The sequence below is a fragment of the Tistrella arctica genome (assembly GCF_039630945.1).
In the GTDB taxonomy this organism is placed as follows: Bacteria; Pseudomonadota; Alphaproteobacteria; order Tistrellales; family Tistrellaceae; genus Tistrella; species Tistrella bauzanensis.
In genome coordinates, this window is record NZ_JBBKTV010000007.1 from 208,673 (window position 1) to 232,060 (window position 23,388).

At 67.3% G+C, this 23,388-nt stretch carries 20 protein-coding genes and 1 tRNA gene; 10 read left to right on the top strand and 11 right to left on the bottom strand.

The features are described from left to right. Positions 1-367: 367 nt before the first annotated feature. The 5 genes from WG924_RS17190 to trpB all read left to right on the top strand — a co-directional run bounded on the left by WG924_RS17190 (position 368) and on the right by trpB (position 7,015). Positions 368-826, top strand: coding sequence for a GatB/YqeY domain-containing protein (locus WG924_RS17190; protein ID WP_345934328.1), 459 nt, complete (start codon positions 368-370; stop codon positions 824-826). A 33-nt stretch (positions 827-859) separates the two neighbouring features. Then, positions 860-2,785: a DNA primase gene (gene dnaG / locus WG924_RS17195; protein ID WP_345934329.1), complete on the top strand. Its 1,926-nt coding sequence runs from the start codon at positions 860-862 to the stop codon at positions 2,783-2,785. Positions 2,786-2,951: 166 nt separating this feature from the next. After that, positions 2,952-5,096, top strand: coding sequence for an RNA polymerase sigma factor RpoD (rpoD, locus tag WG924_RS17200; RefSeq protein WP_345934330.1), 2,145 nt, complete (start codon positions 2,952-2,954; stop codon positions 5,094-5,096). 222 nt (positions 5,097-5,318) lie between these two features. Further along, positions 5,319-5,394: transfer RNA gene (locus tag WG924_RS17205), tRNA-Ile, on the top strand. 394 nt (positions 5,395-5,788) lie between these two features. After that, positions 5,789-7,015 (top strand): tryptophan synthase subunit beta, encoded by a 1,227-nt coding sequence (gene trpB / locus WG924_RS17210; protein ID WP_345934333.1) that lies wholly within the window; start codon positions 5,789-5,791, stop codon positions 7,013-7,015. 179 nt (positions 7,016-7,194) lie between these two features. Here trpB and WG924_RS17215 read toward each other — a convergent pair whose 3' ends face one another. After that, entirely contained in the window at positions 7,195-7,371 is a 177-nt protein-coding gene (locus WG924_RS17215) for a DUF1328 domain-containing protein (protein ID WP_345934334.1), read from the bottom strand. A 445-nt stretch (positions 7,372-7,816) separates the two neighbouring features. Between WG924_RS17215 and WG924_RS17220 the strand changes: the two genes are divergently transcribed. Then, positions 7,817-8,890: a pyridoxamine 5'-phosphate oxidase family protein gene (locus tag WG924_RS17220; protein WP_345934335.1), complete on the top strand. Its 1,074-nt coding sequence runs from the start codon at positions 7,817-7,819 to the stop codon at positions 8,888-8,890. 41 nt (positions 8,891-8,931) lie between these two features. On the opposite strand, the gene WG924_RS17225 is transcribed toward WG924_RS17220, so the two are convergent. From WG924_RS17225 to WG924_RS17240, 4 genes are all read right to left on the bottom strand, one after another. Then, entirely contained in the window at positions 8,932-9,309 is a 378-nt protein-coding gene (locus WG924_RS17225) for a hypothetical protein (RefSeq protein WP_229707725.1), read from the bottom strand. Between the two features lie 230 nt (positions 9,310-9,539). Further along, positions 9,540-9,860, bottom strand: coding sequence for a YggT family protein (locus WG924_RS17230; protein ID WP_188574092.1), 321 nt, complete (start codon positions 9,858-9,860; stop codon positions 9,540-9,542). Between the two features lie 146 nt (positions 9,861-10,006). Beyond that, positions 10,007-11,779, bottom strand: a complete 1,773-nt coding sequence (locus WG924_RS17235) for a sodium:solute symporter family protein (RefSeq protein ID WP_345934336.1) — start codon at positions 11,777-11,779, stop codon at positions 10,007-10,009. A 19-nt stretch (positions 11,780-11,798) separates the two neighbouring features. Then, the gene (locus tag WG924_RS17240) at positions 11,799-12,071 is read right to left on the bottom strand and encodes a DUF4212 domain-containing protein (RefSeq protein WP_345934337.1); all 273 of its coding nucleotides are present in this window, start codon (positions 12,069-12,071) and stop codon (positions 11,799-11,801) included. 310 nt (positions 12,072-12,381) lie between these two features. On the opposite strand from WG924_RS17240, the gene WG924_RS17245 reads away from it, so the two are divergent. From WG924_RS17245 to WG924_RS17260, 4 genes are all read left to right on the top strand, one after another. Then, positions 12,382-12,993 (top strand): hypothetical protein, encoded by a 612-nt coding sequence (locus WG924_RS17245; protein ID WP_345934338.1) that lies wholly within the window; start codon positions 12,382-12,384, stop codon positions 12,991-12,993. A 41-nt stretch (positions 12,994-13,034) separates the two neighbouring features. Further along, positions 13,035-14,423 carry an exonuclease domain-containing protein gene (locus tag WG924_RS17250; RefSeq protein WP_345934339.1) on the top strand — a complete coding sequence of 463 codons (1,389 nt, stop codon included), beginning with the start codon at positions 13,035-13,037 and terminating at the stop codon, positions 14,421-14,423. Positions 14,424-14,574: 151 nt separating this feature from the next. Then, the gene (locus WG924_RS17255; protein ID WP_345934340.1) at positions 14,575-16,029 is read left to right on the top strand and encodes a DUF294 nucleotidyltransferase-like domain-containing protein; all 1,455 of its coding nucleotides are present in this window, start codon (positions 14,575-14,577) and stop codon (positions 16,027-16,029) included. A 58-nt stretch (positions 16,030-16,087) separates the two neighbouring features. After that, a complete protein-coding gene (locus WG924_RS17260; protein WP_345934341.1) occupies positions 16,088-17,107 on the top strand; it encodes an alpha/beta fold hydrolase in 1,020 nt (339 codons plus the stop codon). A gap of 19 nt (positions 17,108-17,126) precedes the next feature. Here the strand turns inward: WG924_RS17260 and WG924_RS17265 are convergent, their stop codons facing one another. The 6 genes from WG924_RS17265 to WG924_RS17290 all read right to left on the bottom strand — a co-directional run bounded on the left by WG924_RS17265 (position 17,127) and on the right by WG924_RS17290 (position 23,314). Continuing rightward, a complete protein-coding gene (locus tag WG924_RS17265; RefSeq protein WP_345934342.1) occupies positions 17,127-17,909 on the bottom strand; it encodes an SDR family NAD(P)-dependent oxidoreductase in 783 nt (260 codons plus the stop codon). An 82-nt stretch (positions 17,910-17,991) separates the two neighbouring features. Next, positions 17,992-18,825 (bottom strand): AraC family transcriptional regulator, encoded by an 834-nt coding sequence (locus tag WG924_RS17270; RefSeq protein ID WP_345934343.1) that lies wholly within the window; start codon positions 18,823-18,825, stop codon positions 17,992-17,994. Between the two features lie 78 nt (positions 18,826-18,903). After that, a complete protein-coding gene (locus WG924_RS17275) occupies positions 18,904-19,590 on the bottom strand; it encodes a GntR family transcriptional regulator (protein ID WP_345934344.1) in 687 nt (228 codons plus the stop codon). 46 nt (positions 19,591-19,636) lie between these two features. Continuing rightward, the gene (locus WG924_RS17280) at positions 19,637-21,397 is read right to left on the bottom strand and encodes a dipeptide ABC transporter ATP-binding protein (protein ID WP_345934345.1); all 1,761 of its coding nucleotides are present in this window, start codon (positions 21,395-21,397) and stop codon (positions 19,637-19,639) included. Positions 21,398-21,412: 15 nt separating this feature from the next. Then, positions 21,413-22,297, bottom strand: coding sequence for an ABC transporter permease (locus WG924_RS17285; protein WP_345934346.1), 885 nt, complete (start codon positions 22,295-22,297; stop codon positions 21,413-21,415). Positions 22,298-22,300: 3 nt separating this feature from the next. After that, positions 22,301-23,314 carry an ABC transporter permease gene (locus WG924_RS17290; RefSeq protein WP_345934347.1) on the bottom strand — a complete coding sequence of 338 codons (1,014 nt, stop codon included), beginning with the start codon at positions 23,312-23,314 and terminating at the stop codon, positions 22,301-22,303. Positions 23,315-23,388: the final 74 nt, after the last annotated feature.

Sequence of the window (23,388 nt, forward strand, 5' to 3'; positions counted from 1 at the left end):
CTTTGGCGGCTGATGCGTCCCGACGATCCGGGGCGGGCAGGCAGGTCACAGGCGCAGGGGTTTGAAGACAAGTCCTGCGGCAGCGGTATCGGCGCGTGCAAAGACGCCCGGCGTGTGGGCGCCGGATCGACCGGACGGACCATACGCAAAGCCCCGGTGTGGGTCAAGCCGCGAGCCGGCTGCATCATGGCAACCCTCCCCAGCGGTCAGCAGGCATTGAATACCAGCCCGGTGCAACGCAATATGAAGGCTTGTCACCTGACCCGACCTGCGTTGAGTCATGCCCGTGAATGACCCGCAGTTCCGACCCCGTACCATTTCGACCCGCACCGTCGCCGCCGATGCGTGCCTTCAAGGGATCGACACCATGATACGTGCGCGCCTCAAGGATGCGCTCAAACAGACGGAAGCCCAGGGTCGCGATGACGAACTCGCCGTGTTGCGGCTGATCCGGACCGCGATCCGCGATCGCGATGCGGCCGCCCATCTGAAGGGGCGCAACGGCATCGACGACAACGAAATCCTCGACATGCTCCGCACCATGCTGCGCCAGCGCGACGAGAGCATCCGCGCCTATGAGCAGAGCGGCCGCATCGAACTGGTCGAGCAGGAACTGCACGAGCAGGACGTGATCCGTGGCTTTCTGCCGCCGCAGATGTCGGAAGATGAAATCGATGCCGCCGTGCGCGCCACGGTCGCCGCCTGCTGTGCCAAGGGCCTGAAGGATATGGGCCGGACACTGGATGCCCTGCGGTCGGCCTATGGGCCGGAAATGGATCTCTCCTGCGCCAGCGCCAAGGTCAAGCGGATGCTGCGCGGGTGCTGATGCCGCATGGCCGCCACGGAGCATTGATCTGAGATGGCCCTGCCTCCGGGATTCCTGGAAGAACTGCGCGCCCGCATCCGCCTGTCGGATGTCGTTGGCCGGCGGGTCCGGCTGGTCCGGCGCGGCCGTGAGCACACCGGTCTGTGCCCGTTCCACAACGAGAAGACCCCGAGCTTCACCGTCAGCGATGACAAGGGCTTCTATTATTGCTTCGGCTGTGGCGCCAAGGGCGACGCGATCGATTTCGAGATGAAGCTGGGCGGATTCGATTTCCGCGAGACCGTCGAGCGGCTGGCCGGCGAGGCGGGGCTGGCGGTTCCGGCCGAGGATCCCGATGCCAGGCGCAAGGCGGAGCGGCGCGAAGGCCTGGTCGACGTCATCGAGGAGGCCTGCCGCTGGTTCGAAAGCCGGCTGGGAACCGACGAGGCGGCGCCGGCGCGCGACTATCTCCGCCGGCGCGGTTTCGGCCCGGAGAGCTGGCAGCGGTTCCGCTTCGGCTATGCCCCCGACCGGCGCGACATGCTGATCCGCACCTTCGAGCAGCGCGGCGTCAAGCTGCCGCAGTTGCTGGAGGTCGGCCTGGCCCGCCAGCGCGAGGACCGCTCCGCCTTCGATTATTTCCGCGGCCGCCTGATCATCCCGATCGCCGATCGCCGCGGCCGGATCATCGCTTTCGGTGGCCGGGTGCTGGGCGATGGCGAGCCGAAATACCTGAACAGCCCCGACACGCCGCTGTTCGAAAAAGGCCGTGTGCTCTATGGCTGGCCGGTTGCGCGAGAGGCGGCGCGGCGCGCCGGCACGGTGCTGGTCGCCGAAGGCTATCTGGATGTGGCGGCGCTGGTGATGGCCGGCCGGCCGCATGCGGTGGCACCGCTCGGCACCGCCCTGACCGAGATGCAGATCGAGGAATTGTGGCGGATGGCGCCTGAGCCGATCCTGTGTCTGGATGGCGACAGCGCCGGTATCCGGGCGGCCCGGCGCGCGGCCGAACGGGCGCTGCCTTTGTTGCGGCCGGGGTTGAGCCTGCGCTTCGCGCGTCTGCCCGGTGGCCACGACCCCGACAGCCTGATCCGGACCGAAGGGGTTGCCGCCTTCGATCGGGCGATCGCTCAGCCGCAGCCGATGGTGGATCTGTTGTGGCAGTCGATGCTGGAAAGCCACACCACCGATACGCCGGAACGCATGGCGGCGCTGGAAGCCGATCTGATGACGCTGGCCGATACGATCCGCGAACCCCTGGTGCGGGATCTCTATCGCCGGGATTTCCGCGACCGGGTCTGGCAGTTGCGCCGCAACCGGCGCAGTCCGTCGGGCGGGCCGCAGCAATCGGGACAGTCTGGCTATGGCCAGGGGGCGGGCTTCGGCAAGGGCGGCGGCTATGCCAAGGGCCGCGGCGGCAAGCCGCCCAGGCCCGGCGATCTGACCGACGATCCGTCGCCGATCGCGGCACCGGCTCTGGGCACCGGCCGCGACGGTCAGGCGACGCGGCGGGAAGCGGCGCTGCTGGCGGGCGTTCTGCTGCATCCGCAATTGCTTGACGTGGTCGAGAACGAGGTGGCAAATCTGCCGATTGCGACCCCGTCACTTGACATGTTGCGTGCGGCAATCGTAGATACGCACGCATCGGAGTCCGGGCTTGACAGTGATCGGCTGCGAGACCATCTGAGACTTCGAGGGTTTGCGGACCTGGTTGAACGGCTGATGGCACCGGCGCATACGGGCCGGGTGCCCTTCTTCACACCGGGCGCTGCATTCGACAGGGTTCTGGCCGGATGGCGCAATGTGCTGGCCGTACATCGGCACGCGCAACTGGTCGACGAATTGAAAGCCGCAGAGCGGGAGCTTGTCGAGAGCATGACGGAAGAGGCATTGCAACGCTTCGTCGCGCTCAAGAGGCTCGTTGACGAGAACGAACGGGCGCTGGCGGCTTTCGACCAGAGCGACGGTTTCGACCTTTGACGGTCGGGGCAGGTTCGGCGATGACGCGGGGCGTCGTCGCCGCAGCGGCAGGTATTGCCGTTGCGGGGGCGGCGCCTCACGGCCGTTGAAGGACGGAGCATCGACCGTTGAACAAGCATCGGAATCAAGGCGCAGCGTGCGTTTCTGAGCGGGGGAACGACGAATAATGGCGAAAAAAGCGACCACGGCTGTTGAAGCCGGCGAAGGGCGGGATGACGCGCCCGATGGACCGCTGGTCGATTCGCTGGAAGTCACCGTCAAGAAGATGGTGGCCCGCGCCAAGGAGCGCGGCTACATCTCCTATGACGAACTGAACAAGGCGTTGCCCCAGGATCAGCTTTCGTCCGAGCAGATCGAAGACGTAATGGCCATGCTCTCTGAGATGGGCATCAACGTCGTCGAGAACGAGGAAGAAGGCGAGGAACTGGGCGAGAACCAGGCGCGCGGCGAGGACGAGGAAGAAGAAGGCTTCGGCGCTTCCCACGCGACCTCGGTGGAAGAAGAGGAACTGGGCCGCACCGACGACCCCGTGCGGATGTATCTGCGCGAGATGGGGTCGATCGAGCTGCTGTCGCGTGAAGGCGAGATCCTGCTGGCCAAGCGGATCGAAGCCGGTCGCAACACCATGATCGGCGCGATCTGCGAGAGCCCGCTGACCTTCCGGGCGATCGTGCGCTGGCGCGACATGCTGGCGGGCGGCGAGGTGATGCTGCGCGACATCATCGATCTGGAAGCCAGCTATGGCACCGATCAGCCCCCGATCGGCGACGAGGCCGAGGTCGAGGCGGCGATGCTGGCCGGCACGATCGTGCCGGTGGTGAACGGCAACGGCGCCGGCCCCAACGGCGCCGGCCCCAATGGTGCGGCGGCCGCGAACGGTGCGGCGGTCGTGGCCGGTGGTGTCGCGGCAGCGGCCCGGCCGGCAGCGGTTGCGGACGATGCTGAGGCACCGCGCAAGGCGGCCGGTGAAGACGACGACGAGGAAGAGGTCGTCCGCCCGGCCGAGACGGATGACGAGGAAGACGAAGAGGGCGACGGCGCCGCCGTGTCGATCTCGGTGATGGAAGCCGAGCTGACCCCGGTGATCCTTGAGAGCTTCGACAAGATCGTCGAGGCCTGGCAGAAGCTTGAAAAGCTTCAGGCCAAGCGCCTGGAAGCAGCACTCAAGGGCGAGGACCAGACCGCACAGGCGCGCGGGCGGTTCGAGAACGCCAAGGCCGACGTGATCGAGATGGTCCGGGGCCTGAACTTCGCCCAGGGCCGGATCGACAATCTGGTCGAGGAACTGTATCTGCTGAACCGCAGCCTGATGTCGCTGGAAGGCCAGTTGATGCGTCTGGCGGTGGGCTGCCGGGTGAAGCGCGAGGACTTCCTGCGCCTGTACAGCGGCCAGGAACTGGCGCCGAACTGGTTCACGGTGATCGGTGCCCAGAACGGCAAGGCCTGGAAGACCTTCCTTGAGCGCCATGGCGGCGAGGCGGCGGATATCCGCGAGGGCATCTCGCGGCTGGCGCGCGAAGTCGGTCTGCCGGTGACCGAGTTCAAGCGGCTGGTCAACAATGTCCAGCGCGGTGAGCGCGAGGCGAGTCAGGCCAAGAAGGAAATGGTCGAGGCGAACCTGCGTCTGGTGATCTCGATCGCCAAGAAGTACACCAACCGCGGCCTTCAGTTCCTGGATCTGATTCAGGAAGGCAATATCGGGCTGATGAAGGCGGTGGATAAGTTCGAATACCGCCGTGGCTATAAGTTCTCGACCTATGCCACCTGGTGGATCCGTCAGGCCATCACCCGGTCGATCGCCGACCAGGCCCGGACGATCCGGATTCCGGTACACATGATCGAGACCATCAACAAGCTGGTCCGCACCTCGCGGCAGATGCTCCACGAGATCGGCCGCGAGCCGACCCCGGAAGAGCTGGCCGAGAAGCTGCAGATGCCGCTTGAGAAGGTCCGCAAGGTTCTGAAGATCGCCAAGGAACCGATCAGCCTTGAAACGCCGATCGGCGACGAGGAAGACAGCCATCTGGGTGATTTCATCGAGGACAAGAATGCGATCCTGCCGGTCGATGCGGCGATCCATTCCAATCTGAAGGAAACCACCACCCGGGTGCTTGCCAGCCTGACGGCGCGCGAGGAACGGGTGCTGCGGATGCGCTTCGGCATCGGCATGAACACCGACCACACCCTTGAAGAGGTGGGGCAGCAGTTCTCGGTCACCCGCGAACGCATCCGCCAGATCGAGGCCAAGGCCCTGCGCAAGCTGAAGCATCCCAGCCGGTCGCGCAAGCTGCGCAGCTTCCTCGACCACTAGGCGTTATGGCCCCAGGGGCATCGCACGCCTGCACGACCATCTGTGAAAACGCGGCCGGAAAGCATTTTCCGGCCGCGTTTTTTTACAGGTCGCCTTGGGCGTCAGACGCGCCTGCTCTTGACTGATCATGCAGAACTGGACAAGGTGTGCGCCCGGTAACCGCTGGTGTCGATGACGTGGCGACACGTTGCGTGGCATCGGCCGGGTGCCGGTCGGTCGTGGGGGCCTGTAGTTCAGCGGTTAGAACCCGCCGCTCATAACGGTGTTGTCGCAGGTTCGAATCCTGCCGGGCCCACCACCGCCATCGCGCGCGAGCATCCACATCCGGGCGATCGACGATTTCGACCTGTTTCTTCCGTTCGATACGACGCCGGCGCGCGACCGGTTCACCAGCGCAGACTGACAACATGCCACAGCCGCCATCGGCAGATGCGGGCACCTGCTGAGAATTGCGTTGCCCCCCGGGCGGTGATAGCCTGATGTCCATGACGATCCCGCACACATCCATCTGCCCCATGCAGACCCGCCGCTGGTGGCCCGCGTAAGCGGGCGGTTTCACCGGCAGTCGTCATGCCCTGTGGAAAGCCGCTCACCTTGGAGAGCGGCTTTTGTTCTGTCCCGGGATCGGACGGCGGGAGCGGGGTTCCGGGGTGCGGCCTTCCGTGAGAACACAGCTCCGGAGGTCTTTTCCGATGACATCGCCTGACACGGCCCATCTTCGCCCCAACAGCCTGCGCAACGGCCCCGACGACCAGGGCCGTTTCGGCATCTTCGGCGGCCGGTTCGTGGCCGAAACCCTGATGCCCAATCTTCTGGAGCTGGAAGCGGCCTATGCGGCGGCGCGCGCCGATCCGGCATTTCAGGCCGAGATGGCCGGGTTGCGGGCCCATTATATCGGCCGGCCCAGCCCGCTCTATTTTGCCGAACGGCTGACGGCCCATCTGGGCGGCGCCAGGATCTATCTGAAGCGCGAGGATCTGAATCACACCGGCTCGCACAAGGTGAACAACGTGCTGGGGCAGATCCTGCTGGCCCGGCGGATGGGCAAGCGGCGGATCATCGCCGAAACCGGCGCCGGCCAGCACGGTGTGGCCACCGCCACGCTCTGTGCCCGTTTCGGGCTGGATTGCGTGGTCTATATGGGGGCGGTCGATATCGAGCGACAGATGCCCAATGTCATCCGGATGGAGATGCTGGGCGCCCGGGTCGTGCCGGCCCTGTCGGGCGCCCGGACCCTGAAGGATGCGATGAACGAGGCGTTGCGCGACTGGGTGACCAACGTCGCCGACACCTTCTACTGCATCGGCACCGTGGCCGGGCCGCATCCCTATCCGATGATGGTGCGCGATTTCCAGACCGTGATCGGCGACGAAGTCCGCACCCAGCTTCATCAGGCCGAGGGCAGGCTGCCCGACAGCCTCATTGCCTGCATCGGCGGCGGTTCGAATGCCCTGGGTCTGTTTCATCCGTTTCTGGACGAGCCGTCGGTTGCGATCTATGGCGTGGAAGCCGCAGGCTGCGGGTTGGCGAGCGGCCGCCATGCCGCCTCGCTGACCGGCGGCCGCCCGGGCGTGCTGCACGGCAACCGCACCTTCCTGCTGATGGATGATGACGGGCAGATCACCGAGGCCCATTCGATTTCGGCCGGGCTCGACTATCCCGGCATCGGCCCCGAACATGCCTGGCTGCATCAGATCGGACGGGTGCGCTATCTGTCGGCGACCGACGATCAGGCGGTGGCGGCCTTCCATCTGCTGTCACGGCTGGAGGGGATCATTCCGGCGCTGGAATCCGCCCATGCGCTGGCGCAGGTGGCGCTGCTGGCCCCGGCATTCCCCGCCGATCACGTGATGGTGGTATCTGTATCGGGACGTGGCGACAAGGACGTGCCGCAGGTCGCCGCGCTGGCGAGACCCTGATGGAGCAGCGGGGGGCGCCCCCCGATCGCGACGCGTGACGTGTCGTTGCTGTGTGCGTCTCGATGACACGGAACAAAATATGTGCGGCCGATGGCCGGCATCTGAAACGCCGAACGGGCGGCCGGATGATCCGGCCGCCCGTTCGGATTGTCGGGGGCATTCAGGGGGTGACTGAGCGACTACCGGCCCCGTCGCAGCAGCCCGGCAACCAGGGCGATCACAAAGATCACGATCGCAACCCAGAACAGAATCTTGGCCCCCGCCATCGCGGTGCCGGCAACGCCGCCAAAGCCAAGCAGGGCGGCAACCAGCGCCACGATAAGGAAGACGATTGCCCAATGAAGAAGACTGCCCATGACGTAACTCTCCTTGTTTCTGGGGCGTGTCGGGAACGGTGTGCCATGTGCATCCATCCTGATCTACCAGGTCGCACTGGTCGCGGGCAGGATACGCCGCCCGATATTCATGTCACCGTCTGTCGACTTGCCCATTCAGAGTGGTTGTCCGGAAATATCCGGCCGATGATCCGTGGGTGCGAAAATCGAAACTCTGTTGCCAGAGCCGGTCTTCACTGTGCTGCGACAAGAGAAATCTATCACCTCTCATATTCGATTGGTGCGGGCATTAACGTGACCGCTTTTGGTCCGTCGCATCTCGTGTTGGGTCATTTCGAGGCGGACGTGGCGTGCCGCGCATGGCCCGCGCTCGGGCGCGCTTCAGGGCTCTGTCGTCTCGCCGCAGGGGTATATAAGCGGCGAGGCGGTGCTATCATGCGGACAGTCGGGATCAAGGAGCGTGGGCATGTCCGAGCGGTCGGAACAGGATCCGTCATCGCCGTCGCCATCCCCTGAGACGGAGGGGGGCGTCATCGCCGATGACGGCGCCGGTTTTCATGCCGGCGAGCGGGCCGTGCAGGATCTGTACGGGCTGGGCGCGCGGATGGCCGCCATCGGTCCGCAGGTGCTGCGCGATCATATGCCGGACCAGCATCGCCTGTTCTTCATGGCGCTGCCTTTCGTGCTGGTTGGATCGGTCGATGCCGGCGGGCTGCCCTGGGCGTCGCTGCTGGCCGGGCCGGCGGGGTTTATCCAGGCGCCGGACCCGCGGGTGTTGAGCATCACAGCGACCATCCCCGCGGGCGACCCGCTGGCGGATCATCTGGTGCCGGGCGCGGCGCTGGGGCTGCTGGGCATCGTGCCGGAAACCCGGCGGCGCAACCGGCTGAACGGTCGCGTGCTGCGGGTGCGCAGCCCGGCCGAGATGGAAGCCGAGGGGGCTGCGCCGGCTGCCATCGATCCGACGGCGCTGTGCATCGATATCCTGGTCGATCAGTGTTTCGGCAATTGCCCGCGTTTCATCAGGCCGCGTGTGGCAGCGCCGGGGCGGGGTGGCATGACGCAGACCCCGCCGGTGGCCGTGGCCGACCGGCTGAGCCCGGCGGCACGGGAGATGATCGCCGCCGCCGACACCCTGTTCGTCGCCAGCGCCGCCGACAGCCGCGCCAGCGGCCGTGCGGCGGGCGTGGATGTGTCGCATCGCGGCGGCCCGCGGGGCTTTGCGGTGGTGGAGGCCGACGGTGCCGTCACCGTGCCCGATTATGCCGGCAACCGCTATTTCAACACGCTCGGCAACATGGTGCTGCGTCCCGCCGCCGGGATTCTGGTGCCGGATTTCCTGACCGGTGACCTGTTGAGCCTGTCGGGGGATGTCGAGATCATCTGGCAGGGGCCGGAACTGCGCCGTCACCCGGGCGCCGAACGGCTGTGGCGGCTGCGCCCGCGCCGGGTGATCCATATGGCTGGCGCCTGGGGCGCGCGGCTGCGCGAGACCGATGGCCGGGTTATGGGCATCGGCGTGGATGGCGTGCCGGCCTGAGCGGCGGCACGCGCCGAACAGCGTTCAGAGCCGACCAGCGTTCAGAGCGTGGCAATCACCCCGACGCAGATCACCACGCCCCACATGACCAGCGCCACGCCGCCGAAAACGGTCGCATGGTCGAAATAGATCCGCTGCAACGTGCTGTTGATCAACTGCCGGGCCTGCTCGGCGGGCAGCTTCAGATCCGCCTTGACGGCGTGCCAGACCTCGGTGCGGCGGTGGTCCTGATGCGGCGCGCGATAGGCCTTGAGGGTGAGGATCGCCCCCACCATCGTCACCAGGATCGCCCCCGATCTCAGGCTCATCAACGGGTCGTAGACCAGCGCCATCATGATCACCCAGATGGCGAGGAGAGAAAACGCGCAGGCGCGGCGCACCGAAACGGTGGCGGCTTGTTCCAGAAGGTCGATCGGCATATCGCAAGACGCTTTGCGGCAGACGGGACAACACGACGGGCAGGCATCACGGGCCGATGCCGGCCGGCACACGAACCGGGGCGCGGACAGGAAGATATATAAGGGGTGCGATGAACGCCCGGGACGCCCGGGCGCCCATTAAAGATGGCGCGGCCCCGTTCTGCCTGCCAGTGCCAAAATTGTGGTCGGTGTCGATGGTTCCGCGATCGTCTGCAAGACTGGGGGCGGTGTCAGCCCATCTGGTCTGCAAGCCGGGGCGCCAGGCCCAGATTGTACATGATGAGCCAGAATATCAGCCGCAGGATCCACAGATAGCCGGCCGCCACGATCGGCCGCAGCCCGCTGACCACGAAGCGCGGGGTCAGTGGATTGGTGATCTTCAGCACCGGGTCGGTGATCCGGCAGAAAAATCGCCAGATATAGTTGGGATTGTCGGGCTGCACGAACGCCGACAGCAGCGCCCGTCCGATCAGCGTATAGACCAGCAGCGACAGAATGTAGTTGGGAATATGGAAATACCAGTGATTCCAGAAGAACGGATCGAACTGCATGGCGGAGTGTCTGTCTCCCCTCTTTGGTTGCGCGTGCCGGCGCACCGAAGCCCGACGGTGTCATTGCAGCCGCCGCCAGGCAAGCCCGGACATGCCGACGGCGCCAGGGCGCGATGCCCTGGCGCCGCCGGCGCGCGGATGTCGGCTCAGGCCTTCAGGCCCTGCGCATAAGGGTTGCTTTCCGCCAGCCTGGCGCTGGGAACGCGGACGAATTCGACGAAATCCTGCATGTCCTGCGAGGGCTCGCGGGTCATGAGGCTGACGACGTAGGTTACGGCAAAGCCCACCGGAATGCCGAACAATCCGGCCGAGATGTTCTTCACCCCGAACCACAGCCCCATACCGTACCACTGGGTGCCGGCAAGATAGAGCAGGCAGACGCCCAGGCCGGCAAGCATGCCGGCGCAGGCACCCACCTTGGTGGTGCGTTTCCACCACACCCCCATCACCAGGGCCGGGAACAGGCCGGACGCGGCAATGGAGAATGCCCAGGCCACCATCGACAGGATGCCTGCGGGCTTGAACGAGGCGACATAGGCCGCGAACCCTGCCACCACGACCAGCAGAACCCGTGCCACGATCAGCCGGCGCGACGAACTCGCCTTGGGATCGATCATCTTATAGTAGACGTCGTGACTGAGCGCATTGGCGATGGCGAGCAGCAGGCCGTCGGCGGTCGACAGCGCCGCGGCCAGGCCACCTGCCGAGACCAGGCCGGCGATGACATAGGGCAGACCGGCGATTTCCGGCGTGGCCAGCACGATGGCGTCGTTGTTGATGGTGAATTCGGCCAGTTGAAGCAGGCCGTCGCCATTGAGATCCTTGATGGAAAGCAGGCCGATCTCGGACCAGATGCTCACCCATTCCGGCAGGCTGGCGATGGGCTGGCCGATGACGTTGGTGTAGACCTCCAGCTTGGCGAAGGCGGCATAGGCCGGCGCGCTGAAATAGAGCAGGAAGATGAACAGCAGGCTCCAGCCCACCGATGACCGTGCCTCACGCACGCTGGGCGTGGTGAAGAACCGCATCAGCACATGCGGCAATGCCGCGGTGCCGACCATCAGGCACAGCACCAGGCTGAAGAAGTTCAGCATGTCGCCATCACGCGCGAAGGCCGTGACATGGCCGACCGTGACGCCCAGGCTGGGCTCGATCTGTTCGATATCCTGCAGCGCATAGCCGTACATCAACTGCGGGATCGGCACCCCGGTCAACTGCGCCGACATCAGCACGATCGGGATCAGATAGGCGATGATCAGGATGATGTACTGCGCCACCTGGGTCCAGGTCACCGCCCGCATGCCACCCAGCATCGAGCACACCAGGATGCCGAGCAGGCCCACGAAGATGCCGATCTCGAACGGGATCGCCAGGAAGCGCGACGCGATGATGCCGGCGCCGGTGACCTGTGCCACCACATAGGTGAACGAGCACATCATCAGCACCACGATGCCGATCAGCCGTGGCGTATGACCGTCATAGCGGGTGCCGAGGAAGTCGGGCACCGTGAACTGGCCGAATTTGCGCAGGTAAGGCGCCAGCAGCACCGCCACCAGCACATAGCCGCCGGTCCACCCCAGCACGAAGGCGAGCCCGTTATAGCCGGATGCATAGAGCGTGCCGGCCATGCCGATGAAGGACGCGGCACTCATCCAGTCGGCGGCGGTCGCCATGCCGTTGTACAGCGCCGGCACGCGCCGGCCCGCCACATAATATTCCGAGACCTGAACCGTCCGGCTCAGGATGCCGATCATCGCATAGACGCCGATCGTTACCGCGACGAAGGCATAGCCGATGATCCGGTCGGGCACCCCCATCTGCTCCAGGATCGCCAGGATGATCGTGAAGCCGATGAAGCCGCCGGTATAGATGCCGTAGACCTTGCCCAGGTTCTGGGTGAAGTCGCCCTTGGTTGCCATTGGTCGTGTCCCCTTGGGTTCAGTCTTCGGACACGCCGAATTCGTCGTCGATCCGGTTCTGGCGATTGACGTACCAGAAGATCAACCATACGAAGATGATCAGTGACCCTTGGGCCGCCATGTAGAAGCCCAGCGGAAAGCCCAGGATCCGGATCTGATTCAGAGCTGGCGCAAACGCGTGGACCACGAAGCCGGACAGGAACCAGATGACAAGCACCACCCACATGAGGTTCTTGGTTCTCTGCCAGTATTCCTGCGCCTTCTGGGGCGTCAGGACTTTGGTGTCGGACATGTCTCTCCCCCAAATGCATTGATGTGTCGCTGTGTGCCTTCTGAGCCGGCTCTGGAACCGGCGGCACTTGTTGTGCGACATATTCGCACGCGGCGATATGTCGCACCCTGCCGACGCGACATGTCCGGATCCGGCAGGTGATCCGGTACAATCCGTTCAGCGGCTCCCTCAACCGCTGCGCGGATAATGATCTTCTACAGATTTCCCGTCGAAACTGCTAATCTTGTCAACAAAGAAGATTATGAGCGCAGATCAGCGACTTGCGCAATATGAGACACCGGGGATGGCAGGAACGCCCATGATTCAGCGGATGATGCGCCTTTGGCGCGAGAAGCCACGTGGCCGCGACCGTGCGGCTCTGGACAGGTTCCTTGAAGCCCATGCGGCCTTTGTGGGGCAGCGGATGACCATCGGCTATTGCGAGATCAAGGCCGGGCCGCTGCGTCACAGTCTGTTCCGCGAAGAGGGCTTCAAGGTGATGATGGAACGGGCGCGGTGGGAGGCCTTCGCCGCCGTGCGCGCCGACATGGCCGTTGTCGCCCAGGCGCGGCTTCGGTCACATGTCGACGATGCGGCGGCGCTCGATGCACCGCTGGTTGATGGATTCGCCACATCGCTTGCGGCGGCGCCCTATTTCACCGACCGGCCCGACGGTTTCGCGGCCGAGACGGCGGTGCTGGCCGATCGTCTGGCCCAGGCGCGGCTGGCGGCACCAGTGCCGCCGGCGCGGGTGTTCGCGGTGGGCGGCGCCCGGGTCTTCGATTGCCTGCCCATCCACACCAGCCTGCGTGCGCATGAGCGCGAGATGATCGTGAACGGTGTCTGCTTCCATGCCATGGGGGCGCTGGCCAAGGGCGATATCCAGCTCGACTGGCCGGCCATCGCCCGCGATCTCGTCTCTCAGGCGCAGGTGGCGGCCTGAACGGGTCGGCAGCGGCGGCCAGCGACCTGAAGGCGATGGCGATGGATATACGCAGGCCCGTGCGCGATGACGGGCGCCTGGCGCTGACCCTTGGTGCTGCCGCCATTCTGGCCGGGTTGGCCCTGCTGGTGGTGGCGGCACTGCTGGCCGATGCAGCGCCGGCGCTGTTGATGGGCGGCACCGCCCTGGCAGTGGGCGGGCTTTCGCTTGCGGCCGCGGTCGTCCGGCGCCGGCGGGTCGGGGATGCGCGGCTGCGCGGCGATCTGGCCCAGGCGCTGAGGGCGGTCGACGACAACACGCTGCCGCTGCCGGATTTTGCCGGTGACGACGATCCCGGCCACGATGCCCGGCTGCTGGGGCTGGCCCGCGCGCTGGCCGAGCGGGCGCGGGCGGCAAGCGGGCGTGGCGATCACCGGCTGGCGGCCCTGGTCGCGGCCCTGCCGGTGCCGGTGCTGGGCCTGTCGCCCACCGGGCTGGTGACGCTCGCGAACCCGATGGCGCTGGATCTTCTGGGCGCGGATGCCGTGGCCGCGGGCACCTCGGTCTATGCCGCACTCGCCCGTGAAAGCCTGGATCCGCTGCTGGCGGCGGCCGTGTCGCGGACGGTCGCCTCAGGGCCGGTTCATCATGTCGATGGCCGGATGATCGGCCTGCGCGCCGCATCGGTCGGCGGCGGCTGGGTTCTGGTGGCCGAGCCCGACCGGATGCGTTCGGCCGTCGTGGCGACCGTGCCGGCGGCGCCGATGCCGATGGCACTGGCCCTGCACGATCTGCCACCCGACCTGCCACCGGCCGCCGATGCCACGCCGCTGGACCAGTTGCCCGGCCTGTCGCTGGATCTTGAAACCACAGGGCTGAACGTGGCGGCGGACCGCATGCTGTCGCTGGGGGCGGTGCGCCTGGTCGGCGGGCGGTTGTTCGTGGCTGCGGCGCTGGACATGCTGGTCGATCCGGGGGTGGCGATACCGGCCTCAGCCACCCGCATTCATGGCATCGACGCCGCCATGATCGCCGGCGCGCCGCCACCGGCTGTCGCGCTGGAACGCCTGCGGCATCTGGCCGCGGGCACGGTGCTGATCGGCCACAATATCGGTTTCGATCTGGCGATCCTGAAGGCCGAGGCCGAACGGCTGGGCGGGGCTGCGCGCCCCTGGCCGGATGGTGACCACGCCGCCCTGGACACGCTGGCATTATACGCCCGGCTTGAACCCGATCAGGCGATGCTGGACCTTGAACATATCGCCGAGCGGCTGGGGATCGCCGTGTCCGGCCGTCACACGGCGCTGGGCGATGCCCTGCTGGCGGGGCGGGTTTTCGCGGCTCTGGTGCCCCGGCTGGCGGAACGCGGGGTGATCACTCTGGGCGATGCCCGCGATTTTGCCGCGGGTGCGGTGGCGGTGATCACAGCCCAGCGCCGGGCCGGCTGGTAGGCTCTGCGTCAAGATGGGTGCGGCCATGGGTGGCATCGCGCCCGCGGGCGTGAAATGATCTGTCGGGACAATCGATCTGACGGCGCATGGCGCCTTGAGGATTTGACGGCGCTCGGCGCCCCGATCGCGACCAGAAGGGAGCCTGCGGCCGATGGAGCCCTCGCAAGCTGAAGCCTTGTTCCGGCTCGACAGCTATCCGTATCGCCATCGGGCGGGCGATGTCGCCAACCGGCCGCTGGTGACGGCGGCGCCGGCGATCAGCCTTCGCGCGGCCGCGGCGGTGATGGCCGATGCCGGCGTGTCGGCGCTGGTCGCAACCGATGTGCTGGGCCGGCCGGAAGGCATTCTGACGGAACGCGATCTGGTGCGCGCCATGGCCCGCGACGGTGCTGCTGCCGCCGATGCCGATGCCGCCGCGCTGATGAGCCGGCCGGTGCAGACCATCGAGGAAGGGGCCTTCGTGTATGTCGCGATCGGCCGCATGCGCCGGTTTCGCATCCGCCATCTGGTGGTGGTCGACCAGATGGGCCGGGCGGTGGGCATGATCACCCGCCGGTCGCTGCTGCGCTTGCGGGCCGGTGACGCGCTGGCGATGGGCGATCGCGCCGCCGCAGCCGAAGATGCCGCCGGGCTTGCGTCGGTGCGGGCCGATCTGGCGCCGCTGGCCGGCAGTCTGCTGGATCAGGCGGTCGATGCCCGCGCGATCGCGGCGGTGATCAGCGCCGTGACCCGGGATCTGACCGCGCGGGCCGCCGGCATCGCCGAGGCGTCGATGCTGGCCGATGGCGCGGGGCCGGCGCCGGCCGCCTATACCGTGCTGGTGCTGGGATCGGCGGGGCGGGGCGAAGCCCTGCTGGTGCCGGACCAGGACAATGCGCTGATCCATGCCGGCCGCGAAAGCGACGACCCATGGTTCGCCGAACTGGGCCGCCGGATGTGCCGGCTGCTGAACGATGCCGGCATTCCGTTCTGCCAGGGCGGCGTGATGGCATCGAACGCAGCCTGGCGGCATGCGGCCGAGGACTGGCGCGACCGGGTGCGCGACTGGATCGCGCATCCCGAAGGCGACAACATGCTGAATGCCGATATCTTCTTCGACATGATGCCGGTGTTCGGCGACAAGGTGCTCGGCGTCGACCTGAAGGCCTTCGCGTTGAACCATGCCCGGCACGCTCCCCATTTCCTGCACGCGATGACCCGCGACCTCGACGACATGCATGCCCCGATCGGGCTGTTCGGCGATATCCGCACCGATGGCCGCGGCAAGCTGGACCTGAAGCGCCATGGCCTGCTGCCGCTGACCCTGGCGGCCCGCGCGCTGGCCTTGCGCCAGGGCATCGCCCTGACCGGCACGGCCGAAAGGCTGGCGGCGCTGGGGCAGGCCGGTCTGCTGAACCCCACCGATGCCCGCCAGATCGACGAGGCGCATGCTCTGGTGATGGCGCTGATGCTGGATGCCCAGGTGGCGCGGATCAAGGCCGGCAAGGTGCCTGAGACATCTGTGGTGGTCTCGGGGCTGGACCCGCATCGCCGGGGTCTGCTGAAAACCGCCCTGAAGCGCATCGATGCCATGGTCTGGGTGATGCGCAGTTCGGTGACGGCCTGATGCCGGCCTTGCCGCCCTTCGGGTGCCCTGTGATCCAGCCGGGAGCGACCGGACCATCATGACCAGCTTCGACGCGGCCGTGGCCGCACGCGCCGCCATGGAAACTGCCGGGGTGCCGCCGGCGCCGCCGGGGCCGGCACCCGACGTGACAGGCACTGTCCTCGGCCCCGACGGCATCGCGATCCGCCATGCGCTGTGGCACGCCGCACCGGGTCGGACGCAGACCGGCAGTGTGCTGCTGCTTCAGGGCCGGGGCGAGTTCGTCGAGAAATATGCCGAGGTGGCCGGCCGCCTGACCGCCATGGGGCGCGATGTCCTGGCGATCGACTGGCGCGGTCAGGGCCGGTCGGGCCGGATGCTGGCCGACCCGACCATCGGCCATGTCGACGATTTCGACCGCTATCTGGATGATCTGGACGCGGTGATGGCCGGGCCGGGCGCCAGCCTGCCGCGGCCGCTGGCGGTGCTTGGCCATTCCATGGGCGGACATCTGGGCTTGCGCTGGGTGGTGGAGCGGGCGTCGGCAGGTGGTGCCGGCGGGCCGGCGGCGGTGATCGCGCCCGACCGGCTGATCATGACCGCGCCGATGATCGGCATCCGGATGGTGCCGCCGATGGGCACCATGGTGCCGGCGCTGGCGCGGATCATGTGCCGCCGCGGCCTGTCGGAACGCTTCGCCGCCGGGCAGGGGCCGGACCGCGCCGGCAACGGGCGTTTCCAGGGCAATATCCTCACCCACGACCCGGCGCGCTGGGCCCGCGAGCGCGCCTTGATCGCGGCCGATCCGTCCCTGCATCTGGGCGGGACAAGCTGGGGCTGGCTGGCTGCGGCCTTCCGATCGATCACCGCCGCCCGTCGGGCGGTGGCGGCGCGTGGCCGCGACATCCGGCTGCCGGTCACGATCATGTCGGCCGGCGCCGAACGCGTGGTCGACAACCGCGCGCATCTGTGGCTGGCCGGGCAGTTGCCATCGGCCGAGGTGATCATCGCCCCCGGCGCCTTCCATGAGATCCTGATGGAAACCGACCATCTGGCGGAGCCGGTCTGGTCGGCGCTGGCGGCACGGCTGAGCGGCTGATCACTGCCTGCCAGCCCCTCTATTGCGCCAGAAAGCCACCATCGACACACAGGTTATGGCCGGCCACGAACCCGGCGGCATCCGAGGCCAGCCACAGCACCGCGGCTGCAACCTCGTGCGGCTGGCCCAGCCGGCGCAGCGGCAGGCCGGCGGCGATGGTCGCGGCATCGGCGACGCCTGATCCCCTCATGATCGGCCCCATCAGCATCGGCGTCTCCACCCGTCCGGGCGAGATCGCGTTGATCCGGATGCCCAGCGGCCCGTATTCCATCGCCGCCGAGCGCGTCAGCGAGATCACCGCCGCCTTGGACGCCGAATAGACCGCCACCCCCGGATAGGCATTGCGCACGCCGCTGGCCGAGGCGTTGTTGATGATGACACCGCCCCGGGGCAGCATGGCCCGGATCTGCGCCTGCATCGCCTCGACCAGACCAAGCAGGTTGGTCGCCACCACCCGGGCCACCATCTCTGCGGGCTGGTCGGCGAGCAGGGCGCGCGGTTCCTGGATCGCGGCATTGTTGAAGGCGATGTCGAGGCGGCCGAAGCGGTCGATCGCGGCGTCGACCAGCCTGCCGGCAGCCCCGGGCGCGGCCAGATCCCCCGCGACGAATGCGGCCTCGGCGCCCGCGTCCTGGCAGGCATGAAGCACCGACTGCCCACGCTCGGCATCGCGGCCGCCCAGCATCAACCGTGCGCCCTGGCGCGCGAAGGCGAGGGCGGTGGCGCGGCCGATGCCCGAGGTGGCGCCCGAGATCAGGATGACGGGCATTTCAGTTGGTGTCGACGCGGATGGGATTGACATGAACGGCGGTCTCCGGCTGCGGGATCTTGTGCCGAGCATGATGCCGGCCGGTGCCGGTCGTATTGGAGGATCCTGGCATTGCTCAGCCAAGGCCCGCGACATAGCGGCCGGGGGTGATGCCATAGCTGCGCTTGAAATGGCGGGTCAGATGGCTCTGATCGTAAAATCCGGCGGCGAGGGCGGCATCCGCGAGGCCTGCACCGCGCGCCAGCGCGTCGCGGGCCAGGTTCAGGCGGATCTGGGTCAGATACAGATGCGGTGTCAGGCCGGTTTCCCTGCGGAAGGCCCGACAGAAATGGAACGGGCTCATCCCGGCCGTGTCTGCAAGCTCCGCCAGCGACCAGTCATGGGCGGGCGCATCGCGCATCAGGGATACCACCTTCCGTATCGGTCGCCGCTCGCGTCCCGGCCGGCTCTGCGGCGGCGCCGGATTGCCATGGCGGCCGAACAGTCCGGCCAGCGCGCCCAGCAACAGCGTCTCGCGGATCAGCCTGGCCTCGCGCAGTTCCAGCGCCTGATGGGCCCGCACCACCAGCGCCGCCAGATCCGGGTCGGAAACCACGCTGTCGCGGAAATAGGGCAGGGTGATGCGGCGGCCGAACAGCCGGTCGCGGGCAGGCTCCAGCAGCCCGGCGCCGACATACAGGCTGCGATAATGCCAGCCCTGAGCGCCGGCAACGCCGCCTTCATGTGGCTCGCCGGGATTGAACACCATCACCGTCTGCGGCGTGCCGACCGCCGAAACCCCGCGGGTGACGCAGCGCCCGGCGCCCTGCTCGGTGATCGCGATCACCAGTTCCTCGTGGACATGGGGCGCGAAGACCAGGGTGCTGAAGGCGGCGGTCAGCAGGCCCACACCGGCGATCTGCCGGTCGGTGCGATAGATCGCCTGATTGCGCGGATCGTGTTTCGCCATCGCCGCCACCTCTCCACGCCTGGCTTTCGCCGCATCATGGCACCGTCCGGGCCTACCGTATTGGACGCGATTGCGGCGTCAGTCGCGCAGCGACACGCTGGCATAGGCATCCTTCACGATCATGATATGGTCGCGCATCACCTCGGTCGCGGTCTGGCGGTCGCCGCGCATGATCGCCTGCACCACCGCTTCATGCTCGCGGTTCGATTGGGCCAGGCGGCCGCGGGCGCGGAACTGCGCGCGGCGGAAGGGAGAGACCCGCACCCGGGTCGCCAGCGCCATCTCGGCCAGATAGCTGTTGCCGGTGCCGGTATAGATCAGCCCATGGAAGACATCGTTGGCGGCGGCATACTGGTCGCGCAGGCCGTCGCGCATCATCTGGCCCATGCGCTCATGAAGGGCCTGCAACTGCCGCCGGTCCTCAGGCGTCATCTCGACGGCACAGAGGCCGGCGCACAGCGCCTCCAGCTCGGCCATGGCGCGAAACATGTCGTCGAGCTCGCGCGGGGTGGGCAGGGCGACCACCGCGCCGCGATGCGCCCGCGACATCACCAGCCCCGATGCCGCAAGCTGCCGGATGGCCTCGCGCACGGGGGTGCGCGAGACGCCGAACCGCCGGGCCAGCTCGTTCTCGTCCAGCGGCGTGCCGGGCTCCAGCGCGCCGGAGACGATCTCGTCGGCGAGTTGCTGGCGCAGGGCCTCGGTGCGGGTGCGGGGCAAGGGGCGTTTGGGGGCCGGGGCTGCGAACGCAAGAGGATCGGTCATGTCGGTCCAGTGGGCGGTTGTGGCGATGCGGGGGCGGCGTCGGATATCAGAGTGGCGGATGGGGAATGGCAGACAGCAGGTCGCGGGTATAGTCGCTGGTCGGGGTGTTCAGCACCGTATCTGTCGGCCCCTGTTCGACGATCCGGCCGCCGCGCATCACGATCACCCGGTCGCACAGCAGCCGTACCACGTTCAGGTCGTGGCTGACGAAGATATAGCTCATGCTCAGCCGCTGTTTGAGATCTTGCAACAGATTGAGCACCACGGCCTGCACCGAAACGTCGAGCGCCGCGGTCGGTTCATCCAGAATGACCAGATCGGGGTTGAGCGCGATCGCCCGCGCAATGCCGACCCGCGCCTTCTGACCGCCTGAAAGCTGGTGGGGAAAGCGGTCGAGCAGATGCACCGGCAGGCCGACCAGATCGGCGAGTTCGGCGCAGCGCGCCCGCAATGCCGCGGCCGGCTGCGGCGGGCCCAGCCGGAGCAGCGGGTCCATGATCGCGCGCGCCGCCGTATAGCGGGGGTTGAGGCTGTCGGTCGGATCCTGGAACACCATCTGGATGCGGCGGCGCAGATCCATGCGGGCGAAGCGGGTCGCGGGAATGGCGCCGATGTCGGTGCCGTCGAAGATGATGCTGCCCGATGTGATGTCGGCGAGCCGGGTGATCATCATCGAGGTGGTGGATTTGCCGCAGCCGCTTTCCCCCACCAGCCCCAGCGTCTCGCCGCGCCCGACCGTGAACGAGATGCCGTCGACCGCCCGGAACGGGCTGGCGTCTTGCGGGACAGTGTCGCGTCGCAACAGCCGGCGCACCATGTCCGAAGACCCGCCCTTGCGCGGATAGGCCTTCACCAGATCGCGCACCACCATCAGATCACCGCCAGACGGCGGATTGCCGGGCATGGCCTCATCGGCTTTGCCGCTCCCTTCGGGCAGCAGGGCCCGCAAGCTGCCGCCGGGCCGTGGCGTCGCCCGCATCAGCTTGCGGGTGTAGGGGTGGGTGGGTTCTGAGAAGATCGTGGCCGCGCTGGCGGTTTCCACCACCCGGCCCTTCTCCATCACCACCACCCGGTCGCAATAGGCGGCGGCAAGGCCCAGATCATGGGTGATCAGGATGGTCGACATGCCGCGTTCCCGGGTCAGGTCGACGATCAGGTCCATCACCGTCTTCTGGGTGGTGACGTCCAGCCCGGTGGTGGGCTCGTCGGCGATCAGTAATTGCGGCTGGCAGGCGATGGCCATGGCGATCACCACCCGCTGGCACATGCCGCCCGACAATTCGAACGGATAGGCGTGATAGCGCCGCTCCGGATCGCCGATGCGCACCTTGCGCAGGGCATCGATGGCCCGGGCGCGCGCGTTGCCGCGATCGGCCTGAAGATGTTCCAGCAGAACGTCTTCGATCTGCCGGCCGATCGGCCGGATCGGGTTCAGCGCCGCGCGCGGGTTCTGGAAGATCATCGACATCTCGCGTCCGCGCAGTTCGCGGACCACGGATTCCGGCGCCGCGCGCAGGTCGATGCCGCCGAAGCTGACCGCGCCGTCGGCGATCCGCCCGGCGCGGTCCAGGATGCGCATCACCGCATAAGAGGTGACCGATTTGCCGGAGCCGCTTTCGCCGACGATGCCGATGGTCTCGCCCCTGGCGACGCTGATGTCGATCGACGTCACGGCCTGGACGGTGCCGTTGCGGGTGGCGAATTCCACCGTCAACCCGCGGATGTCGAGCAGGGGCGGGTTCTGGTTCTGGGTGGCGGCGATGGCGGGCTGGCCGGTGGTCGTGGTCGTGATTGTGTCTGCGGTCATGACAGCCATCCCCCGTCAGGTGCGGCGCTGCGGGTCGATCAGGTCGCGCAGACCGTCGCCCAGAAGATTGAAGCAGAACACCGCCAGCATCAGGGCAAGCCCCGGAAACAGCGCGATCCACCATTCACCCGACACGATGAACGAGGCGCCTTCCGCGACCATGATGCCCCATTCGGCCGTGGGCGGCCGCACCCCCAGCCCGATGAACGACAGCCCGGCCGCGTTCAGGATGGCGTAGCCCATGGTCAGCGACATCTGCACCATCATGATCGGCATGATATTGGGCAGAATCTGGCCCAGCACGATCCGCGCCTCGCTGTTGCCCGACAGCCGTGCCGCCTGCACGAAGCCGGCATTGCGGCGGATATTGGCTTCGGACCGCGCCACCCTTGCATAGAGCGGGAAATTGATGATCGCGGTGGCGATGACGATGTTGGTGATGGTGTTGCCGAGTGCTGCAACGATGCCCATGGCCAGCACGAACAGCGGGAAGGCCATGATCGTGTCGCCGATGCGGCCGACCACGATGTCGATCCAGCCGCCGAAATAGCCGGCCGCGACCCCGGCGAGCCCACCCGCCGCGAAGACCAGCGCCACCGAGGCGATCGCGATCGCCAGATCCAGCCGGGTTGCCACCACGACGCGTGAGAAGATGTCGCGGCCGAGCTGGTCGGTGCCGAACCAGTGGGTGGCGCTGGGCGGGCTGAGTGCCGCGGCGGTGTCGCTGGCCAGCGGATCATGGGGCACCAGCCATGGCCCGAAGATCGCGACCAGCACCAGGGCCACGAACATCAGGAAGGCGATGCCGGTGACCGGGTTGTCGGTGAAGACATGGCGGGCATGGGCGACGAGTGATCCGTTGCGCGCCGGCAGGGCCGGCGGGCCTGCGATTTCGGCCATCGGTCAGCCCTCCATCTGGACGCGGGGATCGATCACGCCATAGGCAAGGTCGATCAGCAGGTTGAGCAGCACATACAAGGCCGCCATCGCCAGCACGAAGCCCTGAACCGGCGCGAAATCCGAGGCGATCAGCGCCTCGACCGCATAGGAGCCGATACCGGGCCAGGCGAAGACCTTTTCCACCAGCACATTCGCCCCCAGCAGGAACGAGAACACCATGCCAAGCGTGGTGATCACCGGCAGCATGGCATTGCGGAAGGCATAGACCACGATCACCCGCCAGGTGCTGAGGCCGTTGGCGCGGGCGGTGCGCACGAAATCCGAGGCCAGCACCGACAGCATCGAGGCGCGGGTCATGCGGGTGATCGGCGCCAGCGAGAAGATCGCGAGCGTGGCGGCCGGCAGGAAGATCTGGGCCGCGGCCGAGCGGAAGGTTTCGATATCGCCGGCGATCAGGCTGTCGATCAGATAGAAGCCGGTGACCTGTGGTGGCGGGGAGAAGAAGATGTCCAGCCGCCCCAGCGGCGCGGGCGCGATGCCGGTCTGGTAATAGAACACATAGACCAGCAGCAGCCCGGTGAAGAACACCGGCAGCGATACCCCCGATGTGGCGAGGATCCGGCTCAGATGGTCGATCCATGATCCCTGGCGGACCGCGGCGGCGATGCCCAGCGGCACCGCGATCAGCACCGCGGCCAGCAGCCCGGTCAGGGTCAGTTCGGCCGAGGCCGGCAGGCGGGCGATGATATCGCGGGTCACCGGCTGGCCGGTGGTCAGCGAGGTGCCGAGATCGCCATGCGCCAGATCGTCGACATAGGCGATGAACTGCTCGTGAACCGGCCGGTCCAGGCCAAGCTGTGTGCGGATCTCGGCGATCGCCTGTTCTGTGGCGGCGGGGCCGGCGAAATAGGCCGCCGGATCGCCCGGCAGCACGCGGGTGAGCAGGAAGGCGGTGATGATCACCCCGATCAGGCTGGGCAGGGCGGTGGCAAGGCGACGTCCGACATGGCGCAGCATGCGCGGTCTCCCGAAGGCGGCGTCTCGCGGGGGGAGAGAGAGGAGCGGGGGAAGGATGCGGGGGCGGTGCTTGC